The 19,819-nt window shown below is 73.1% G+C and carries 18 protein-coding genes; 8 read left to right on the top strand and 10 right to left on the bottom strand.

Annotated features, from left to right (window positions below; translation table 11 throughout):
* Positions 1-42 precede the first annotated feature (42 nt).
* Positions 43-1,125, bottom strand: a complete 1,083-nt coding sequence (locus DB32_RS40025) for a DegT/DnrJ/EryC1/StrS family aminotransferase (protein WP_169791708.1) — start codon at positions 1,123-1,125, stop codon at positions 43-45.
* Positions 1,126-1,229: 104 nt separating this feature from the next.
* On the opposite strand from DB32_RS40025, the gene DB32_RS49270 reads away from it, so the two are divergent.
* On the top strand, positions 1,230-1,658 hold the full coding sequence (locus DB32_RS49270; protein ID WP_053237923.1) for a hypothetical protein: 429 nt from the start codon (positions 1,230-1,232) through the stop codon (positions 1,656-1,658).
* Between the two features lie 3 nt (positions 1,659-1,661).
* Here DB32_RS49270 and DB32_RS40015 read toward each other — a convergent pair whose 3' ends face one another.
* Positions 1,662-2,966, bottom strand: coding sequence for a hypothetical protein (locus tag DB32_RS40015; RefSeq protein ID WP_053237922.1), 1,305 nt, complete (start codon positions 2,964-2,966; stop codon positions 1,662-1,664).
* A 71-nt stretch (positions 2,967-3,037) separates the two neighbouring features.
* Here DB32_RS40015 and DB32_RS40010 point away from each other — a divergent pair, with 71 nt between their 5' ends.
* Positions 3,038-4,978 (top strand): hypothetical protein, encoded by a 1,941-nt coding sequence (locus DB32_RS40010; protein WP_053237921.1) that lies wholly within the window; start codon positions 3,038-3,040, stop codon positions 4,976-4,978.
* A 19-nt stretch (positions 4,979-4,997) separates the two neighbouring features.
* Here DB32_RS40010 and DB32_RS40005 read toward each other — a convergent pair whose 3' ends face one another.
* The 5 genes from DB32_RS40005 to DB32_RS39985 all read right to left on the bottom strand — a co-directional run bounded on the left by DB32_RS40005 (position 4,998) and on the right by DB32_RS39985 (position 8,310).
* The gene (locus DB32_RS40005) at positions 4,998-6,080 is read right to left on the bottom strand and encodes a hypothetical protein (protein WP_083458363.1); all 1,083 of its coding nucleotides are present in this window, start codon (positions 6,078-6,080) and stop codon (positions 4,998-5,000) included.
* A gap of 11 nt (positions 6,081-6,091) precedes the next feature.
* Positions 6,092-6,580, bottom strand: coding sequence for a CAP domain-containing protein (locus DB32_RS40000; protein WP_053237920.1), 489 nt, complete (start codon positions 6,578-6,580; stop codon positions 6,092-6,094).
* 52 nt (positions 6,581-6,632) lie between these two features.
* A complete protein-coding gene (locus DB32_RS39995; RefSeq protein ID WP_053237919.1) occupies positions 6,633-7,064 on the bottom strand; it encodes a GNAT family N-acetyltransferase in 432 nt (143 codons plus the stop codon).
* Positions 7,061-7,462 (bottom strand): PaaI family thioesterase, encoded by a 402-nt coding sequence (locus DB32_RS39990; protein WP_240481307.1) that lies wholly within the window; start codon positions 7,460-7,462, stop codon positions 7,061-7,063. Before DB32_RS39990 ends, DB32_RS39995 begins: the two co-directional genes overlap by 4 nt.
* Positions 7,463-7,587: 125 nt before the next feature.
* Positions 7,588-8,310: a YebC/PmpR family DNA-binding transcriptional regulator gene (locus DB32_RS39985; RefSeq protein WP_053237917.1), complete on the bottom strand. Its 723-nt coding sequence runs from the start codon at positions 8,308-8,310 to the stop codon at positions 7,588-7,590.
* A gap of 60 nt (positions 8,311-8,370) precedes the next feature.
* Between DB32_RS39985 and DB32_RS39980 the strand changes: the two genes are divergently transcribed.
* The 4 genes from DB32_RS39980 to DB32_RS39965 all read left to right on the top strand — a co-directional run bounded on the left by DB32_RS39980 (position 8,371) and on the right by DB32_RS39965 (position 11,547).
* A complete protein-coding gene (locus DB32_RS39980) occupies positions 8,371-9,393 on the top strand; it encodes an aldo/keto reductase (RefSeq protein WP_053237916.1) in 1,023 nt (340 codons plus the stop codon).
* Positions 9,394-9,451: 58 nt separating this feature from the next.
* Positions 9,452-9,841, top strand: a complete 390-nt coding sequence (locus DB32_RS39975; RefSeq protein WP_053237915.1) for a hypothetical protein — start codon at positions 9,452-9,454, stop codon at positions 9,839-9,841.
* A 51-nt stretch (positions 9,842-9,892) separates the two neighbouring features.
* Entirely contained in the window at positions 9,893-10,837 is a 945-nt protein-coding gene (locus DB32_RS39970; protein WP_157070163.1) for an AraC family transcriptional regulator, read from the top strand.
* Between the two features lie 89 nt (positions 10,838-10,926).
* Positions 10,927-11,547: a glutathione S-transferase family protein gene (locus DB32_RS39965; RefSeq protein ID WP_053237913.1), complete on the top strand. Its 621-nt coding sequence runs from the start codon at positions 10,927-10,929 to the stop codon at positions 11,545-11,547.
* Between the two features lie 48 nt (positions 11,548-11,595).
* Here DB32_RS39965 and DB32_RS47700 read toward each other — a convergent pair whose 3' ends face one another.
* On the bottom strand, positions 11,596-11,778 hold the full coding sequence (locus DB32_RS47700; protein WP_157070160.1) for a hypothetical protein: 183 nt from the start codon (positions 11,776-11,778) through the stop codon (positions 11,596-11,598).
* 142 nt (positions 11,779-11,920) lie between these two features.
* On the opposite strand from DB32_RS47700, the gene DB32_RS39960 reads away from it, so the two are divergent.
* Complete coding sequence (locus DB32_RS39960; RefSeq protein ID WP_053237912.1) at positions 11,921-13,570, top strand: serine/threonine-protein kinase; 1,650 nt, start codon at positions 11,921-11,923, stop codon at positions 13,568-13,570.
* Between the two features lie 71 nt (positions 13,571-13,641).
* On the opposite strand, the gene DB32_RS39955 is transcribed toward DB32_RS39960, so the two are convergent.
* Complete coding sequence (locus DB32_RS39955; RefSeq protein ID WP_053237911.1) at positions 13,642-14,955, bottom strand: hypothetical protein; 1,314 nt, start codon at positions 14,953-14,955, stop codon at positions 13,642-13,644.
* A 156-nt stretch (positions 14,956-15,111) separates the two neighbouring features.
* On the opposite strand from DB32_RS39955, the gene DB32_RS39950 reads away from it, so the two are divergent.
* Positions 15,112-16,659 carry an N-acetylmuramoyl-L-alanine amidase gene (locus DB32_RS39950; protein WP_157070158.1) on the top strand — a complete coding sequence of 516 codons (1,548 nt, stop codon included), beginning with the start codon at positions 15,112-15,114 and terminating at the stop codon, positions 16,657-16,659.
* A gap of 7 nt (positions 16,660-16,666) precedes the next feature.
* Here the strand turns inward: DB32_RS39950 and DB32_RS39945 are convergent, their stop codons facing one another.
* A complete protein-coding gene (locus DB32_RS39945; RefSeq protein WP_053237909.1) occupies positions 16,667-19,792 on the bottom strand; it encodes a MopE-related protein in 3,126 nt (1,041 codons plus the stop codon).
* Positions 19,793-19,819: the final 27 nt, after the last annotated feature.

Raw genomic sequence — 19,819 nt, 5'->3', positions numbered from 1 at the left:
TGCTGGACGTAGGGCCGGCGCGCCGTGATCGCCCGCGCGCTCTCAGTCGAGCGCGCGCGCGAGCGTGGCGACGATGCGATCGACGTCGGCCTCGGACATCGCGCCGTGGAGGGGCAGCGCGAGGCCGCGCGCCACGATCGCATCGGCGTGCGGCATCTCGCCCGAACGGCGCGCGGCGTCGAGGCTCGGCAGGCGATGCAGCGCGTACGAGAGACGTCCCGACTCGATGCCCTCGCGCTTCAGCGACTCGATCACACGATCGCGCGCCTCCGCGTCGAAGCGCGGGGGCAGCACCACGCCGAAGGTCTGCTCGTTGCGCGTGGCGCGCGGCGCGAGGCGCTGCGGCGAGACCTCGCGCGGGAGCGTGGCGCGGTAGCGATCGGCGAGCGCGCGGCGGTGGGCGACGATCAGGTCGAGGCGATCGAGCTGCACGCGGCCCATCGCGGCCTGCATCTCGGTGAGCCGCTGGTTGGGGCCCGCGTACGCGAACACGCCGGGCGTGCGCTGGCCGTGGTTGCGCAGCGTGCGCAGCTCGCTCGCGAGCGACGCGTCGTCGGTGAGGCACGCGCCGCCCTCGCCGGTCGTGATGACCTTGCGCGGATGGAACGAGAGGCACGCGACGACGCCGAACGCGCCGCAGGGACGCCCTTCGATCGTGCTCCCGATCGCGCACGCCGCGTCCTCGACGATCGGCGCGTCGCCGGCGGCGCGCGCGATCTCGTCGTGGCGCGCGGGCGCGCCGAACTGATCGATCGCGATCACCGCGCGCGTCGAGCTCGAGCGCGCGCGGGTGATCGCGTCCCCGCGCACGTTCCACTCGTCGGGATCGACGTCGACCAGCACCGGCGTCGCGCCCGCGAGCAGCGTCGCGTGCGCGGGGGAGGGCCAGGTCAGGTCGGGCACGATCACCTCGCCGCCCGCGACACCGAGCGCGCGCAGCGCGAGCTCGAGCGCGGCGGTGCCCGACGAGACCACGACGGCGTGCGCCCGCGCGCAGCGCTCCGCGAGGGCGCGCTCGAACGCCTCGACCTCGCGGCCCTGGACCAGCATCCCGCTCGAGAGCACGCGCGCGATCGCCGCGCTCTCCTCCGCGCCGAGCTCCGGGCTCGCCAGCTTGATCGTCACCGCGCGCAGCATACGCGCGAACGCGCCGCGGGCGACGCGCGGTGTCACTGGCGAGGCGCGGGATGTGGCATGCGTGATGCGTCGCCTCGACGACGGAGGTCACCATGTCTCGTCGTCTGCTGCTGGCAGCCGCGGGCGCGCTCGCGATCGGCACTGCGAGCGCGAGCTGCGTGCCGGCCACCTACGGCTATTACGGCTCGTACGGCTACGGCTATCCGTACGCGCGCTCGGTCTATTACGGCGCCGCGGTGGGCGTCGGGCCGTACTACGGCGGATACCGCTACGGGTATCCGGCTTATCCCGCGGGCTACCACTACGGCGGGCGCTACGGGTACCCGTACTACGGCAACTACGGCTATCGGTCGTACGCGCCGAGCCCGGTCTATCGCGCGCCGGTCGAGGCCTACCGGCCGGGGCAGGTGGCGCCCCCGGTTCACGTCTCGCCGCCGCCCGCGGTGCATGTCGCCCCGGGCGGATACGGCGGTGGCGGCGTGCGCGCGCCGGTGCACGTCACGCCGCCGCGACCGCGCTGAACGTCAGCCGCAGAACCCGAGCCCGAAGCCCGGCAGCGGGAAGGGGAACGGCGTGCCGCCGCCGCTGCACGTCTGCCCGCTCGGGCACGGATGCGACCCGTCGCAGACCTGGGTGCAGCGCCCCGAGCTCCCGGTCTCGATCACGCAGCTGAAGCCGCGCGCGCACTGCGCGTTCGTCGTGCACACCGCGTTGGCGCGACCGGAGCCGACCGCGCTGCACACCATGACCGGGCTCGGCGTCGTGGTGTCGGCCTCGCCGAGGTAGTCGCACTTCGCGCCGGCGGGGCAGCCTGCGTCGGTGAACGCGGTGCACGCGTCGGAGCAGAGGCCCTCCTCGCCCAGGCAGTACGCGCTCGCGACGCACTGCTCGTCGGTGGTGCAGGGCGCGCGGCACACGTCGACGCCCGTGACCTCGTCGCAGGTGAGCCCGACGTCGCAGGTCCCCGCGACGCACGACTCGCCGAGCGCGCCACCGCCGGTCGGCGCGCTGCACTCGCCCGAGGGCTCGAACGTGCACGCGTCGTTGCACGTGAACGGCTGCGTCTCCCCGCCTCCGCACGCGCGCGTGGTCGTCGTGCCGGGCGCGCACTCGCCCGCGCCGGTGCACTCGCCCGACGGGATCCACTCGCAGGTCGCGTTGCAGCGCACCGTCTGCTCGCCGCAGAAGCCGCACGCTTCGGTCTGCGACGTGCCGGGCATGCACCCGCCCTGGCCTTCGCACGGGCCGTACTCCCACTCGCGCGCCGCGGTGCAGAAGCGCTCGCGCGTGCCGCACATCCCGCAGCCGACGGGCTCGGTCGCGCCCGGCGTCTCGCAGGTCTCGACCTCGCACTCCGAGATCGGCTCGAACGTGCACTCGTCGGTGCACCGGAGGTCGCGCTGACCGGCGCTGCATCCGTCGCGGGTGCGCACGATCTCGCCGGGCTCGCACGTGCCCTCGGACTCGCACTCCGACGCCGCCTCCCACACGCACGACGCGGTGCACACCTCGCGGCGCGATCCGCATGCGCCGCACGCGGCGGTGCGCGACGCGCCGGGCTCGCACGCCCCCGACTCGCCCTCGCACGTCGCGTACTCCCAGATGCCGGCCGCGGTGCAGAAGCGCTGGACCGTGCCGCAGAGCCCGCACGCGACGGTCTCGAGCGCGCCCGGCGCGTCGCACGGCTCGTTCATCGGGAGCGCCGCGTCGCGCTGCGCGATGCCGCCGTCGGGGTCGGTGGCGGGACCGTCGTCGTCCCCGCATGCGGTCAGCGGGAGCGAGAGCAGGAGCAGGAGCGCGGCGTCGCGAGCGAGAGCGGTGCGGAGCATGGCAGGGGATTACGGCGCTCCCCGAGGGGAGCTGCCCTGCCACGCGTCGTTCCCTCGTATCCTCGGTCGCGATGGCGTCGCTTCGCACCTTCGTCCTCGCTGCGCTCCTCGTCGCGTGCTCCGACGCGCCGGCGGCCGATCCCGATGCGTCGGTGCCGCTCGATGCGCCGGCTGCGCCGGCCATCACGTGCGTCGCGCCGGCGCACGGCGAGATGGTCCAGGACGCGACGATGGGCTCGGTGCGCTTCGTCGCGGCGGTGCGCGACGTCGCGCCGGGAACGATGGTGCGGGTGAACGACGTCGCGGTGCCGGTCGACGCGTTCGGGCTGGTGACCACCGACGTGCCGCTGCGCTTCGGCGTGATCGACGTGCGCGTCGAGGCGGACGGCGCGACCGAGCTCTGCTCGTTCCTCGCGGCGCCCGAGTACGCGCACGAGCGCGACGATCCCGAGCTCGGCACGACCGCGCTGCTGCAGATCGCGCAGTCGGGCGTGGACGACGGGGACGACGACACGATGCTCGGCAGCGTCGACGACGTGCTCGCGCGCACGTCGCGCTCGGGGTGGCTCGCGGCGGTGCTCGGCGCGGGGCTCGGCTTCTTCGAGTTCGATACGCGGCCCTGCGTCCCGCCGGGCCCGTGCGGGATGGACTCGTACAGCGCGAGCTTCGACGTGCTCGACTTCGACACCAGCATGCTCGGCGGGCCTCAGTCGACCGAGGTCTCGATCATCGACGGCGGTCTGCGCGTGGTCGCGCACGGCGACGACGTGCGCCTCACGACCCACGCGGTCGGCGAGGTGCTCGTGCCGCTGCCCGGCATGTGCACGCCCGAGGGCGGGTGCGTCACGCCCACGCCCGAGTTCGACACGATCGGCACCGTGGAGGTCGACGTCGCGGTGACGCTCACGCTCGACGTGGGCCTCGAGCTCGGCAGGCCGCTCGTGCGGGTGCGCGAGATCGAGGCGGTCGACTTCGACGAGGCCGAGGTGAGCTTCCCCGACCTCGAGGGCGAGAAGCGCTCGGCCGCGGAGCTGGGCCTGCGCGAGCGGCTTCCCGATGCCGAGATCACGCGCACGGTGCGCGGAGACTTCGGCGCGACGTACGGCGACGCGGTCGCGCGCGTGATCGGCGGGCTCGTGTCGGGGATCGGGAGCGGGCTCGGCGCGGCGCCGATCTCGGTGCGCGGGATCGACGGCACGCCGGTCGCGCTGCAGCTCCTGACGACGCCGACGCGCGTCGAGGCGCGCGAGAGCGAGGGGCTCGCGCTCGGGCTCCGCACGTCGTGGGCGCTGATGGGCGCGGCCACCCGCGAGAGCGGACGCGGCGTGCCGATGATGCCGATCGACCTCGACGCGGGCGGGCTCGAGAGCGCGAGCCGCAGCGCGGTCTCCGAGATCGTGATGAACCAGGCGCTGCACGCGCTCTGGCGCGCGGGCGCGCTCGACGGAGTGGTCGCGCCGGACATGGTGGTCGCGCCCGACATGGTGGTCGCGCCCGACATGGTCGTGGCGCCGGACATGGTGGTCGCGCCCGACATGATCCGCGTCGAGGGCGCGATGCCGCCGGTCGCGCAGGCACGCGCCGGCGCGATGGTGGTGAGCGTCGGCGGGATCACCGCGACCGCGTCGGGCACCGGCCCGTGGGCGGGCGGCGTCCGCATGCGCATCTCGGTGGCGGGGCGCGCGAGCACGATCTCGGAGGGCGACGATCCGAGCTACGGCGGGCTCGAGCTCGTCGAGCTCCAGGTCGCGACGGTGCCCGCGCTGAGCGGAGAAGCGCGCGACCAGGTGCGCGCCTATGCCGCGGTGCTCGCGCACCACATCGCGAGCGTGATGATCAACGACGCGATGCCCGCGGTGCCCGCGCCCACGATGCTCGCGCCGAGCGCGCTCGAGGTCGGCGGCGTGGTGCGCGAGACCGGCATCGGCTCCGGCGTCCGCCTCGGGACGTCGCCGCGGTTCACGCTCGCCGAAGGACGGCTCGAGGCGCAGGGCGCGCTGCGCGAGCGCTGACCGATTGCTGACCGGCCGGCTACTGCGTGATCGTCGACTCGCGCACGTCGGGGTCGCCCGAGGCGAGCACGAAGATCCCCGGATATCCGTCGGTCTCGAATCCGTCGCTCGGATTGCGCTCCAGCGTCGAGCGCTCGATCACCAGCGAGCCGCTGCGATCGTTGCTCACGAAGAAGATCGCGCCGCCGCCCTCGTTCGCGTGGTTGTCGCGGATCGCGACGCCGCAGAGGCGCAGCGTGAACGTGTTCCCGTCGTTGTAGATCGCGCCGCCGCTGCCTCCGCCGGGCGTGCCCGGCTGGGCCGGATTGGCACCGTTCCCCAGCGCGCGGTTGTGCGAGAAGAGGCTGTTCACGACGGTGTACGAGACACCGATGCTGCTCAGTCCGCCGCCATTGCTGCACTCGTTGCCGAGCTCTTCGCCGCCACCGAACGTGCTCTCGACGACGTGCACCGGCTGATCCTGGAATTGATCGAGCACGCGAATCGCGCCGCCGCCGACGTCCTGTCCGACCTCGTCGCATCGATTGTGGAAGAAGCGCGAGCGGATCACGCGGAATCGCCCGCCGCGCACGAAGATCGCGCCGCCGCCTTCGTCCATCTCGCCGCTCGCGTCGCCGTCGACGAACGTGAGGTTCTGGACCGTGAGCCGCGGGTGATCCTGATCGTCGCAGTGCGACGTGGTCCATCGCTGCGCGGGATCGCAGGTGTTCATGTAGAGGATGCGGCGTCGTCCGCCGCCGCTCAGCGTCACCAGACCTCCGCCGTCGATCACGATGTCGGGCCCGGTGTCGTTGAACACGCGCGCCGTCTCGTCGAGCACGATGGTGACCGGGTCGGGCCCGCAGTCGAACGTGATGACGCCGCCCTGCGCGACGGCGGCGACGAACGCCTGCGACGTGCAGCTCTCGGGCGTTCCGTCGCCCACGATCTGATCGGGGCTCGATGTGTCGGCGAGCCGACCTTCGTCGGGGATCGCGCAGGTGCCCTCGGGATTTCCCGCCGGTGGACCGTCGCGGAAGTCGGTCGGCGGGTCGACGCCGGGATCGCTGCCGCACGCGAGCGAGAGCGCGAGCACACCACACGTCCAGAGCCGTCGTCGCATCGCCACCTCGATCAGTCGCGGTGCCCGAAGACCTGCACCCAGTGGAAGTCGGACAGGCCGACGCCGATCTCGTTCGAGCCGTCGGAGAGGATGTTCGCGCGGTGTCCGTCCGAGCCCATCCAGCTGTCCATCACCTGCTCGGGCGTGCGCTGTCCCGCGGCGATGTTCTCGCCGGTCGCGAACGCGTCGTAGCCCGCTTGGTCGGCGCGATCCGAGAAGCTGCGACCGTCCTGCGACTCGTGGGAGAAGTAGTCGTTCTCCACCATGTCGACGGCGTGTCGCTGCGCGGCGATCGCGAGCTCCGCGTTCCACTCGTACGCGGGGAGCCCTGCGGACGCGCGCTCCGCGTTCACCAGGCGGAACACCTCGCACACCTCGCTCGCTTCGCCTCCGCCGCACTCGAGCGCGGTGCCTGGCGGCACGTCGTCACCGCCGCACGACGCGAGCCCGAGGAGCGCGATGGACGACACGATCGCGCGCGTGCGAACGAGGTGGAGCATGGCGAGAGCATCGCCGGAACGCGCGCACGAGATCCAGTGGCTCCCGTCTCGCTCACGACGTGATCAGCGACGCGCGCAGCACCTTGCCCGCGCCGTTGCCGCGACGTTCGAGCTGCGCGCCCATGTGCTCGAAGAACCCGAGCGTCCGCTCGTCGGCGGTCACGCGGAGCGCGCTCGCGCCGAGGGCGCGCGCCGCGCCGAGCGCCCACGCGTAGAGCAGGCGCCCGATGCCGCGACCGAGGGACTCCGGTGCGACCACGAGCAGGTCGAGCACCGCTTCTTTGCCTGCGGGCCGCAGCTGCGCGACGCCGAGCGCCTCGCCTCCGCGGTCCACGACGAAGGTGCGATGGGCGGTGACCGCGTCGCGATCGATCGTCGTCTTCGTGCGGTCGCCGTTGCCCGGCGCACAGGCGCGCGCGCACAGCGCGCTCAGCGCGGCGATCTCGTCGAGACGCGCCGGGCGCAGCACGAGACCGACGGTCACGCGCCCTCCTTCCCGTCGACGGAGATCGCCTCGCCCGCGATCGGCACGTCGGGCTCGATCACGAGCAGCCGCACGCGTCCGCTCGCGAGCTCGCGGCCCTCGGCGTCGCGCACCGTCGCTTCCCACACCTGGGTGCGACGACCGCGCACGAGCGGTCGCGCCACGACGCGCAGCACGCCGTCGCGCGCGGCGCGTAGGAACGTCGTGTGGTTCTCGAGACCGACCGCACCGCGCCCGTGCGCGCGCGCGTCGAGCGCGGCGCCGACCGACGTCACCGCCTCGACGATCCCCGCGTACACGCCGCCGTGCACGAGCCCATAGGGCTGGCGGTGCACTTCGCCGATCTCGAGCTCGGCGATCACCTCGTCGCGGCTCGCGCGCACGAAGCGCAGCCCCATCGCGGCGTTCCACCCGGAACGCGTCGCATTCAGCTCGGACGCGAAGTCCTGTGCGGGCGGCCGATCCTCACTCACCCGTCACCCTGTTCCACGACGTGAGTTCCTTCCAGGCGCGTGGCGCAGCGTCATCCGAGGTTGTGGAAGACGCGCTGCACGTCGTCGTCCTGCTCGAGCGCGTCGACGAGCTCGAGCACCTCTTTGGCCTGTGCCTCGTCGAGGTTCGTGAGCGTCTGCGCGACGTACTCGGACTCCGCGGAGATCAGCGGAAGCTTGCGCTCCTCGATCGCCGACTGGAGCCGGCCGAACTCGTGGAATGGCGAGCGCAGCACGTACTGCTTCTCTCCGTCGTCGCCGGTGCTCTCGCCCATCTCCTCGAGGCCGTGATCGATCAGCTCGAGCTCGAGCTCCTCGGGATCGAACGAGCCCGGCGCGATGCGGAACACGCCCATGTGCTGGAAGAGGAACGAGACGCTGCCGGTCTGCCCGAAGCTGCCGCCCCAGTCCTTGAAGATCGAGCGCACGTTCGCGACGGTGCGCTGCGGGTTGTCGGTCGCGGTCTCGATCATCAGCGCGATGCCGTGCGGCGCGTAGCCCTCGTAGATCAGCACCTCGTAGTCGCGCTGATCCTGTCCGCTCGCGCGCTTGATCGCGGCCTCGATCTTCTCGCGCGGCATGTTCGCGCCGCGCGCGTTCGAGAGCGCGCGACGCAGCGCGGGGTTCGTCTCGGGGTGCGGCGTGCCCGACTTGACCGCGATGTGGATGTCGCGCGCGATGCGCGTGAACACCTTCGCCATGCGCGCGTTGCGGGCGAAGATCGTGGTCTTCCGCTTCTCGAAGATCCGTCCCATGAGGACGCCGAGATTAGCGCGTCTTGCGACCCGTCGAGCCCGGCCGCATGCCCGGGGCTCATGAAGACGCCTCTGCCCACGAGACCGCTCGGCACCACGGACATGGCGATCACGCGCGTCGGCTTCGGCGCGTGGGCGATCGGAGGCGCCGGCTGGGCGTACGGGTGGGGCGCGCAGGACGACGCGGACTCGATCGCCGCGATCCATCGCGCGCTCGATCGCGGCATCAACTGGATCGACACCGCGGCGATCTACGGGCTCGGCCACTCCGAGGAGCTCGTCGCGCGCGCGCTGCGCGATCGCCCGGCGAGCGAGCGACCGTACGTCTTCACGAAGTGCGGGCTCACCTGGGATCCGCGCGATCCCGGCGCGCAGCCGATGCACGTGGGCGATCCCGCCAGCCTGCGGCGCGACCTCGAGGGCTCGCTCCGGCGGCTCGGCGTGGAGCGCATCGACCTCTACCAGATGCACTGGCCGCCCGAGGACGGGACGCCGATCGAGGCGTACTGGGCCGAGCTCGCGCGCATGAAACGAGAAGGCAAGGTGCGCGCGATCGGTCTGTCGAACCACGATCGCGACGCGCTCGAGCGCGCGGAGCGCGTCGCGCACGTCGACACGCTGCAGCCGCCGTTCTCCGCGATCCGTCGCGAGGTCGCGCGCGAGGAGCTGCCGTGGTGCGCGCAGCACGGCACCGGCGCGATCGTGTACAGCCCGATGCAGGCGGGCCTGCTCACCGGCGCGTTCACCGCGGAGCGCGCGACGAAGCTGCCGCCCGACGACTGGCGCTCGCGCTCGCCGGATCACACCGGCCAGGGGCTGCGCAAGAACCTCGCGCTCGCCGACGCGATGCGCCCGATCGCGGAGCGACATCGCACGACGGTCGCGAGCGTCGCGGTGGCGTGGACGCTCGCGTGGCCGGGCGTGACCGGCGCGATCGTCGGCGCGCGCACCGCCGAGCAGATCGACGGATGGATCGACGCGGCGCGGCTCACGCTCGACGACTCGGATCTCGACGCGATCGCGCGCGCGATCGCGTCGACGGGCGCCGGCGAGGGACCGGCGCGACCGCGGCCGGCTGCGTAGCGCGGGGCGAGGCGCCTCGTCGCGAGGCTGGATCGTGCGCTGCAGAGGAGCCTCCGCGATGAAGCTCCTCTCGCCCTTCGTCCACGCCGTGATCGACTACGTGCTCGTCGCGCTCTTCGCGCTCGCGCCGACGCTCTTCGGCTTCGCGGGCACCGCGGCGACGCTCTGCGCCACGATCGCGATCGTGTACCTCGCGACGTCGCTGCTCACCGCGTACCCGCTCGGTGTGGCGAAGCTCGTCCCGTTCCCGGTGCACGGCTACCTCGAGCTCGCGCTCGTGCCGCTGGTCGCGGCGTCGCCGTGGCTCTTCGGGTTCGACACGATCGAAGCCGCGCGCAACGCGGTCCTCGCGCTCGCGATCGCCGTCGCGTTGCTGTGGCTCACCACCGACTATCGCGTGATCGAGCGCCATCCCGAGCAGCGCTTCGCGCATCCGCGCACGACGTGATCGCCCGCGATCGCGCGCGCGTCGGTGGTCGTGATCGTACGATGCGCGCCGATGGCGAGCCGACGTGCGACCGACGAGACCGAGAGCGTGCTCGACGACGTGCTGTCGCGCGTCCGACTGCGCGCCTCGATCTCGGCGTCGTTGCGGCTCGCGGGCGCGTGGTCGTTCGATCTCGGCCGCGACGCGCGTGCGCACTTCTACGTCGTGACCGAGGGATCGGCGCGCATCGTCGCGAGCGGGCGGAAGCCGACGCGGCTCGACGCGCACGACGTGGCGCTCGTCGCGGCGGGCACCGACCACGCGCTGCGCGACGGATGGAGCGGCGCGAGCACCGCGGCGCGCGAGGTGCGGTGGCCCGCGAAGGGCGTCGTCGAGCTCGACGGCGGAGGACCGGTCGCGCGGCTGCTCACCGGCTGTCTGCACGTCGACGAGCGCCACGCCGCGCCGCTGTGGTCCGCGCTGCCCGACGTGCTGGTCGTCCGCGCTCGCCGCGCCCGCGCGATCCCCGCGCTCGACGCGGTGCTGCGCCTGCTCGACGGCGACGCGGTGACGCGCGGGCCCGGCGGTCACGCGCTCGCGGCGCGGCTCGCCGACGTGCTGGTGATCGAGATGGTGCGCGAGCACCTGCGGACCTCGACGCGCGAGCTCCACGGCTGGCTCTCCGCGAGCCGAGATCCGCGTCTCGCGCGATCGATCGCGGCGATGCACCGCGCGCCGGGCGAGGCGTGGTCGGTCGACCGTCTCGCGCGCATCGCGGGCATGTCGCGCACGACGTTCGCGACCCAGTTCTCGGCGCAGGTCGGGCGCGCGCCGCTCGAGTACCTGCGCGCGCTCCGGCTGCAGCACGCCGCGATGCTGCTGCGCGACGACGAGCACGCGTCGATCGCGGAGGTCGCGGCGCAGGTCGGCTACGGCTCCGAGCCCGCGTTCCGTCGCGCGTTCAAGCGCTGGGCGAGCACCGCGCCCGCGCGCTTCCGCCGGCTCGCGAGCGAGTGATCGACGCCGAACGCGCGGCGCGGATCTCCGAACGCGCGGTGCGTCTCGCCGTCGCGTGCGCGCCGTAGGTGCTCGGGCGGAGGTCGAGAATGACGAAGCCGTCGATCACGCTCTACACGCACTCGGGCCCGAACCCGCTCAAGGTCGCCATCCTGCTCGAAGAGCTCGAGATCCCGTATCGCCGCGAGATCGTCGACGTGTGGAGCGGAGAAGGGCAGCGCCCCGAATTCCTCGCGCTCAACCCGAACGGGAAGATCCCCGTGCTCCACGATCACGAGACCGACCAGACGATCTTCGAGTCCAACGCGATCCTGCTGCACCTCGCCGAGCGCACGCAGCGTCTCTTCCCGCGCGATGGCGCCGAGCGCTCGCGAGGCATCCAGCTGCTCTTCTTCCAGGCCGCGTCGATCGGTCCGATGTTCGGACAGCGCGTCTGGTTCGACCGCTACGCGCCGGAGCCGATCGCGTACGCGATCGATCGCTACCACCGCGAAGGCGCGCGGCTCGAGCGCGTGACGGAGACGCTGCTCGGCGATCGCGCGCACTTCCTCGACGCGTACTCGATCGTCGACATCGCGTTCTTCGGATGGATCCACTCCGCCGTGAGCCTCGGCTACGCGCTCGACGCGCATCCGCGGCTCGCGGACTGGCACGCTCGCGTACGGGAGCGTCCCGCCGTCGCGCGCGCGCTCGCGGAGCACCGCCGCTGACGCTCGCCGACCGAGGTGCGGCGCTGCGCGGCACCTCGGCGCGCCGGCTCAGAAGGGCAGCGCAGGATCGTCGGGCGGCGCGAGGCCACGATCTTCGGGCTCGATGACGTACATCTCCCCGCCCTCGCTCTCGTCGGGCTTCGCGCTCGGCTCGTCGCCGAGCGCCTCGTCGGTGCCTCCGCAGCCGAAGAGGCACCCCGCAGCGACGGCTGCGATCAACCACGTTCTCATGGACGACGCTCCCTTCACGGGATCGCGTCTAGGCCCACGCTGAACGCGTCCAACGAGGGCGAAACGTCGCGCGGCGTCGAGCCTCGCGCGCGAGTTCGATCACCGCTCGCGCTTGCGCGCCCTGGTACCCTGCTCGGCTCGCATGGGGACGGACAGCGAGCAGGAGACACGCTCGGAGCTGATCGAGCCGGCGCGCTCGTCGCTCGACGTCGATCTCGGCGCGTCCTCCGCGCGCTGGCAGCACACCGCGGACGTCTCGCGTGCGCGCGTCGGGTTCCAGCTCGCGCTCGCGTGCACCGTGATGTTCTCGGTCTGCGACATCGGGCACGTCATCGTGCTCGGCGGCGACCTCGTCGGGATCTGGTCGCTGCGCGCGATGCTGATCGCGTGGCTCGCGAGCGCGATGGTGCGCATGCGTCGCAAGCCACCGGTCTCCGAGCGCGAGCTCGAGTTCTGGGTGATGGGATCGATCTACGCGATCGTCGGGACCATCTCCGCGATGATGCTCTTCACCGGAGGGCTCGACAGCTACTACGGCACCGCGAACCTGATCCTGCTCGGCGGCGCGGGGTACGTGCCGCGTCCGTGGCGTCGCACCGCGCCCGCGGTGTTGCTCGCCGTGCTGCTCTTCCCCGCGATCGTGCTCGGCGGCGTCGCGTTGGTGCCCGAGCTGCGGCCGCAGCTCTCGGACGACGCGCGGCTCTATCGCTTCTTCGTCCTCACGCTGCTCTTCGCGGCGTCGGGCGTGTTCGGCATCGGCGGGGCGCACCTCGTGTACGTGCTGCGTCGCGAGCTCGGTCAGTACCGCAGCATCGGGCGCTATCGACTGCGTCGCCGGCTCGGTCGCGGCGGCATGGGCGAGGTCTGGGCCGCGTGGCACAAGGGGCTCGGCCGCGAGGTCGCGGTGAAGATGCTCCGCTACGGCCACGAGGTGGACCCGATCGCGGTGGAGCGCTTCCGCCGCGAGGTGCGCGCCACCTCGGAGCTCTCGCACCCGAACACGGTGCGCGTCTTCGACTACGGCGCGACCGAGGACGGGATCCTCTACTACGCGATGGAGATCCTCGAGGGCGAGAACCTGCGCACGCTGGTGCGGCGCGAAGGGCCGCTCCCTCCGGCGCGCGCGGTGCACCTGATCTCGCAAGCGGCGCGCGCGCTCGCGGAGGCGCATCGCAAGGGCATCGTGCACCGCGACGTGAAGCCCGAGAACGTGTTCGTGGTCGACGCGGGCGGCGAGCGCGACTTCGTGAAGATCCTCGACTTCGGGATCGCGAAGGTGCTCGGCGCGACGCCCGGCGAGGACGGCCTCACGCGCACCGGCGTGGTGACGGGGACGCCCGCGACGATGAGCCCGGAGGCGATCACCGCGAGCGAGATCGGGCCGCCCGCGGACGTGTACGCGCTCGGCGCGGTGCTCTACTTCGCGCTCGCGGGGCGCTTCCCGTTCGAGGGCGAGCCCGCGAGCCAGCTCGTCGCGCACCTGCACGAGCGCGTGGTCCCGCCGAGCGTGAAGGCGGGCGCCGACGTGCCGCACGACGTCGAAGCGGTCGTGCTGCGCGCGCTCGAGAAGGACCCCGCGCACCGGTATCGCTGCGCGGACGCGCTCGCGAAGGCGCTCGCCGCGACGAGCGTCGCGGGCCGATGGACCCCGCCGAAGTCGGTGCCGCCGCCGCGCAGCTCGGAGCCGCGCATCAGCGTGGTGAGCCAGGAGATGACGGTCGACGAGAGACTGGCTCGGACGGGGTCCGGGTCGGGACTCGGGGCCGATGCGGGGCCGGAGCTGGACGGATAGCGGGAACGGCTGTCGGGCGCGCGGAACGTAGCCGAATCGGCTGCAGAGTCGCGGCTTCTTGGTCGAAGCGGCTACTCGCGGCGCACCAGCGCGAACGCCGTGCGCGTGTCGCCGAGCAGCGTCGCGAAGCCCGGGCCGAAGCGGCCCACGAGGCGCGTTCCGTCGCTCGTCGTGCCGGCGGCCACACCGCGCACGCAGTCGGCGTCGGGCTCGGTGAACCGCACCTCGACCGGCGCGTCGCCCACGGTGCCGGACCACGTGCCGTCGAGGTCGCAGCGCGGGTGCTCCTCGAGCGCGAACCGCACCTGCCAACCCTCGTCCGCGACGACCATCACGCGCTCGTCGAGATCGAAGCGCAGCATCGGATCGCCGTCGGGCCCGGTCGGATTCACGTCGTCCACGCGGACCGGCAGGCCGTCTCGCAGGATCGCGCGCGCGAAGCCGTAGGTGCCATCGCCGTAGATCACCGCGGCGCCGCAGGTCACGCGCACGCGATGATCGAGATCGCCGCCGGCGCCCGGCCGCACGATCACCTCGCAGCGCTCGACGTCGGCGCCGATCGGCGGCTCGCCCCGACGCTCGGTGACGCGCGCCGCCAGGTGCAGCCGCGTGCTCTCCGCCACGACGCGCGTCGGGCCTAGCGCGTCCCCGACCCGCTCGGCGCTGCGATCGTCGATCCCCAGCTGCAGCTCGAAGGCCTCGAGCCCTTCGCGCCAGAGCCGCGCGACGCCCCGCTCGGTGTCGAGCACGATCTGCGGTCGAGGTCCGCTGCGCTGTCCGGACTCGCTCCACGTGACGCGATGCACGAAGTGACCGGGCGCGACCTGCTCTTCGCGCGCCTCTGCCGAGGTCGTCGTCACCCCGACGCCCCCATCCATGCCGCGCTGGTACACGAGCACGTCGCCGCAGCGCACGACGACGTCGTCGACGACGCCGCGGCCCGCGAGCATCGCATCGACGATGCAACCCTCGCCGACTGGCACGTCGGCGCGCCCCGTCGACGCGATCACGATCGCGCCGAAGCGTGCGACGCCCCGCGACGCCGGAGCCCGAGGAACCGCCGCCGGCGCTGCCGCGACGGGCATCGGCGCGGTGTGCCGCGCGCGCCGAACGACGATCGTGAAGACGCTCAGCCCGACCGGGACCAGCAGCGCCGCGACGGCCGCCAGCGCGACGGGCCTCCGCGGGCGGCGCCGCGGCGCGTGCTCGCGTGCATCCGCGCTGCGCGTCAGCGCCTCGACCTCGGCGCGCAGCCGCGCGAGCTCACGCGCGTCCTGCGCGTCCTTGTGCTCGTGCGCCTCGAGCGCTCGCTTCGCCTCTCCGAGCTCGCGCTCGAGCTGCTCCCGATGCGCGCGCTCCGCCTCGCGTTCGTCGCGGTACCCCACGCGCGGAAGGTCCCGTCGCGCGCCCGATCGCGCAAGGGCCGACGGACGAAGCCGCTGCGCATCGCGCGCGCAGTGGACGAATCGTCCCCTGCATCGCCGGGACGTAGACGAATCGGCTGAGTGCTCGCCGTGGCGAGAGCATGCGATGATCGCCGCGTGACTCGCCTGCCGTGCTCGAGGGTCGTGGTCGTGCTCGCGCTGCTCGTCGCGTGCGAGACGCCACGCGCGACGCTGCCACCGACCGACGTCGACGCGATCCCCGAGGCGCGCGCGACCGGGCTCGAGATCGCGCGCGACTGGCGTGTCGAAGACGGCTTCCACGTCGACGCGCTCGACGCGCCGACCGGTGCGACGCGCGTCGGCGCCCTCGTGGTGCTCGACGGGCCCGGAGCAGCGCCGCGCATCGAGGCGCGCGGCGCCGGCGGCGCGTGGGCGCCGCTCGAGACGACGTTCGAGGAGCCCGATCAGCGCGTCGCGCGCGTCGATCTGACGTTCGTCGCGCACCGTGCGGAGCTGCGCATCGCAGCGTCCGACGTCGATCGGATCGCGATGATCACGTGGTCCGCGGTGGTGCCGGTGCCGGTCGCCGACGAAGCGCGCGACGTCGGCGTGGTGAGCGCGCCGCTGCGCAGCGAATTCGCGGCGCTCGGGGTGCGCGATCGCGCGAGCTGGGGCGCGCGCGCGACGCGCTGCACCGACGCCGATCCCGACAAGACGCGCATCGCGATCCACCACACCGCGACGCCGTCGGGCGGCGACATCGGCGCGCGCCTGCGCGGGATCCAGGCGTACCACATGGACACCAACGGCTGGTGCGACATCGGGTACCACTTCCTCGTGTCGCTCGACGGCACGGTGTGGGAAGGGCGCGATCACGATCTGCTCGGCACCCACACCGCGGCGAACAACACGGGCAACGTCGGCATCTGCTTCATCGGGTGCTTCCACTCGAGCAGCTGCAACGACTGGACGCCGTTCATGCCGCCCGACGTGATGATCCAGAGCGCGGGGCGCGTCGCGCGCGAGGTCGCGCGCATCCACGAGATCACGATCACGACCGACACGCTGAAGGGCCATCGCGACCATCCGGATCAGAGCACCGCGTGCCCCGGCGATCACCTGCACGCGCGGCTCGACGAGATCCGCGCGCTCGCGGGCGCGGTGACGACGCCGCGCTTCGGCGCGGAGTGGGTCTCGCAGACCTTCCCGGCCGAGGTCACGCGAGGCGCGATCGCCGACGGCGTGATCGAGATGCGGAACGTCGGCACCGAGACGTGGACGCCGGGCGCGACGTTCCTCGGCACGACGCAGCCGCGCGACGTCGAGAGCGCGCTCGCGACGCCCACGTGGATCGCGCCGAACCGTCCGGCGACGGTCGATCGCGAGGTCGCGCCGGGCGAGGTCGGACGCTTCGTGTTCTCGGTGCGCGCGCCCGTTTCGCTCGGCGAGCACGCGCAGTTCTTCACGCTCGTGCAGGAAGACGTCGCGTGGTTCTCGGATCCCGGCATGGGCGGGCCCGCGGACGACGTGGTGCATGTGCGCGTGACCTCGATCGCGCCGAGCGAGGTCGATGCGGGCATCGATGCCGGCACGTCGGGCTCGATCGAAGGCGGCTGCACGATCGACCACGCGCGTCGCTCGCCCGCGGCAGCGCTCGCGCTCCTCCTCGCGCTCGCGCTGCTGCTCCGTCGTCGCACGACCTGATTCGTCGTCAGGGCACGTTCGCGACCACCGACGTCGGGATGGCCACCCGCCGCGCGCTCGTGGTCCCGTCTCCGTAGATCATCGCGGGCTGGCCCCAGCACGTCACCGCGCCGTTCGTCAGCAGCGCGCACACGAACGAGCGACCCGTCGTCATCTGCGCGACCTCGTCGCTGCGCAGGTGACCGCGCGGTGCGTCCGCCGGCGCGCTGATCACGTCGACCGGCGTCGCGGTGTTCGCCATCGAGTCGTTGCCGAGCTGACCGCTGCCGTTGAGCCCCGAGCACGCGACGCGCGGACCGAACGACTCGTTCGTGTAGCGCACGCAGAGGAAGTCCTGGCCGATCGAGACGCCCTGCGTCTGCGCGAAGAGCAGCGGCTGGAACGGGCGCGGCGCGTTGATCGCGCCGCCGGGCCCGAGCGCCTCGTACGTGTTGAGCCCCCAGCACAGCGGCGCGCCGACCGCGCGCGTGGCGCACATGAAGCCGTCGTAGGAGCCGGCGCCGGCCTCGATCCCGTTGAGCACCGTGCCCGTCGGGATGATCGCGTCGTCGGCGATCGGATAGATGCCGGCCGCGAGCGTCCCGCGACCGAGCTGCCCCGCCGCGCCGCCGCCGCTCCCGTTGCGCCCCGCGCACGAGACGCGCTGACCGCCCGCGTGCAGCACGCACGTGAGCTCGTTCGCGGCCGCGATCGCGATCGCGTCGGGGATCGGGCGCTGCATCCCGCCTTCGTTCTCGACGGCGACGACGCCCGCGCCGCTGCGCACCGGCGTCGTGCTGCCGCTGACGAGCTGACCGCCGGAGTTCGAGCCCCAGCACCGCACCTCGCCGCTGCCGACGATCGCGCACGCGTGCCGCGAGCCCACGGTGACGTGGGTCGCGCCGCCGACGTTGGGGATCGGCACCGCGCGCGACGCGTAGCTCGCGGGTGCGTCGTCGCCGATCTGCAGCTCGTGGTTCTGGCCCCAGCACACGACCTGACCGGTCGCGCGCACCGCGCACGTGAAGTTCGCGTCGGGATGGCTGTCGATGTCGACCACGTCGCCGAGCACCGCGCCGGTGTAGAGCTGCACGAGCTGCGACGCGTCGGTCGGCGGAGCGCCCGAGCTGCCCGTCGTGCCGCGCCCGAGCTGCGCGTAGAGGTTCGAGCCCCAACACGCGACGCGTCCGGTGTCGAGCAGCGCGCACACGTGCGAGTCGCCCGCGGTGATCGACGTGACGCGCGCGCACTCGCCCTCGCGGCAGCGCTCGCCGGGATCACACGCCACGCCGCACGCGCCGCAGCTCGTCGCGTCGGTGCGCAGCGACGTCTCGCATCCGTCGGCGCTGCTCGTGTTGCAGTCGCCGAGGCCCGGCGCGCACATGCCGATCGTGCACGCGCCCGCGCTGCACACCGCGCTCGCGCCCATGATCGTGCAGCTCGCGCTCGCCGCGGGATCTTCGTCGGTCGCGCCGTCGCAGTCCTCGTCGCCGCCGCCGCAGCGCTCGGTGGCCATCGGGTAGATCGCCGCGTCGCCGTCGGCGCAGTCGCCGCCGCGCGTGACGCGGTTCGAGAGCGTCGCGCACGAGAGCTCGGAGCGCAGCGGATCGCCCCAGGTGTCTCCGTCGGCGTCGACGAAGAACACGCGCGCCGCGCCGATCGAGCGGTTCGTGTCGTCGCAGTCGCTCGCGTCGTCGACACGATCGCTCGGGGCCACGCACGCGAGCAGCGCGGTGCCCGCGCCGAGGCCGTCGCCGTCGGCATCGACGTAGTACGCGCCGCGCTCCGAGCCCTCGTCGACGAGCTCGTCGCAGTCGTCGTCCGAGCCGTCGCACACCTCGCGCGCGCCGGGGCGGCGATCGGCGCTCGAGTCGTCGCAGTCGCCGCCGCGCGGGATGCGCCCGCGCACGAACGCGCACGACATCACGGGCGCGGTGTCGTCGTCGCCGTACGTGTCGCCGTCGCGATCGATCCACCACGAGCCCATCGCCGCGCCGTCGTCGATCGCGCCGTTGCAGTCGTTGTCGCGGCCGTCGCAGATCTCCGCGGACTCCGGCGCGCTCGTGGGATCGCGATCGTCGCAGTCGTCGCCGCCGGGGCATGCGAGGTCGGCGTGACCGTCTCCGTCGTCGTCCTCGGTGTCGCGCGCGCCGAGGATGAAGTCGGGGCGGCCGTTGCAGTCGTTGTCGAGCCCGTCGCAGCGCTCGGGCGTCGCCGGGCTCATGCCGGCGCGGGCGTCGTCGCAGTCGGTCGCGCGGAGCGAGTAGCCGGGCAGCGGCGTGCAGCTGATGCGCGCGAGCGTCGGGTCCGAGCTGCCGAACCCGTCGCCGTCGGCGTCCGCGTACCAGGTGACCGCCGCGGGCGCTTCGTCCTGCAGCGCGTCGCAGTCGTTGTCCTTCCCGTCGCAGATCTCGACCTGCGCGGGATGCACCGCGGGATCGTCGTCGTCGCAGTCGTCGCCGACGGTCGCATAGCCGAACGCGCCCGCGCAGCGCATCTCCGCGGTCGCGCCCGAGTCGCCGTGGAGGTCGAAGTCGAGGTCCGGCCACACCGCGACGGTCACGCGCTCGTCGACGAGATCGTCGCAGTCGTTGTCGAGCCCGTCGCACACCTCGCTCGCGTCGGGCGAGGTGCCGCGGCGGAGATCGTCGCAGTCGCGACCGCAGGTCTCTCCGTTGCAGCAGATCGCGTCGGTCTCGCCGTCTCCGTCGACGTCGCGCTCGCCGTAGGTCGTCGGGTCGCAGTCCTCGTCGTGGCCGAGCAGATCGCAGACCTCGGTCGCCTCGGGGAAGCGCGTCGCGTCGGCGTCGTCGCAGTCGTCGCCGCCGCACTCCGTCGCGCGGGCCCCGTCGCCGTCGGCGTCCTCGGTCACGCTGCACTCGGTCGTGCACGAGCGTGCGCTCTCGTCGCAGACCTGTCCGGTCACGCACGGCGCAACCGTCGCGGGCGCGCACCCGCGCGCATCGGCGGAGGGCGATGCGGGCGCGCAGTCCTCGGCGCCGTTGCAGAAGCGATCGTCGTCGCAGTCCTCGTCCTGCGTGCACACGACGGCCGCGTCGGTGCCGCCGCCGTCGACCGCGGGATCGTCTGGATCGTCGCCGCAGCCGGCGAGCCAGAGGACGAGCAGGACGAAGATCGGGCGCAGCGAACGCATGCGCCGGAGGGTATCAGCGCACGGGCT

The organism is Sandaracinus amylolyticus, from assembly GCF_000737325.1.
Classification (GTDB): domain Bacteria; phylum Myxococcota_A; class Polyangia; order Polyangiales; family Sandaracinaceae; genus Sandaracinus; species Sandaracinus amylolyticus.
Note: the sequence above shows the minus strand (reverse complement) of the source record. Positions and strands in the feature narration are given on the sequence as shown.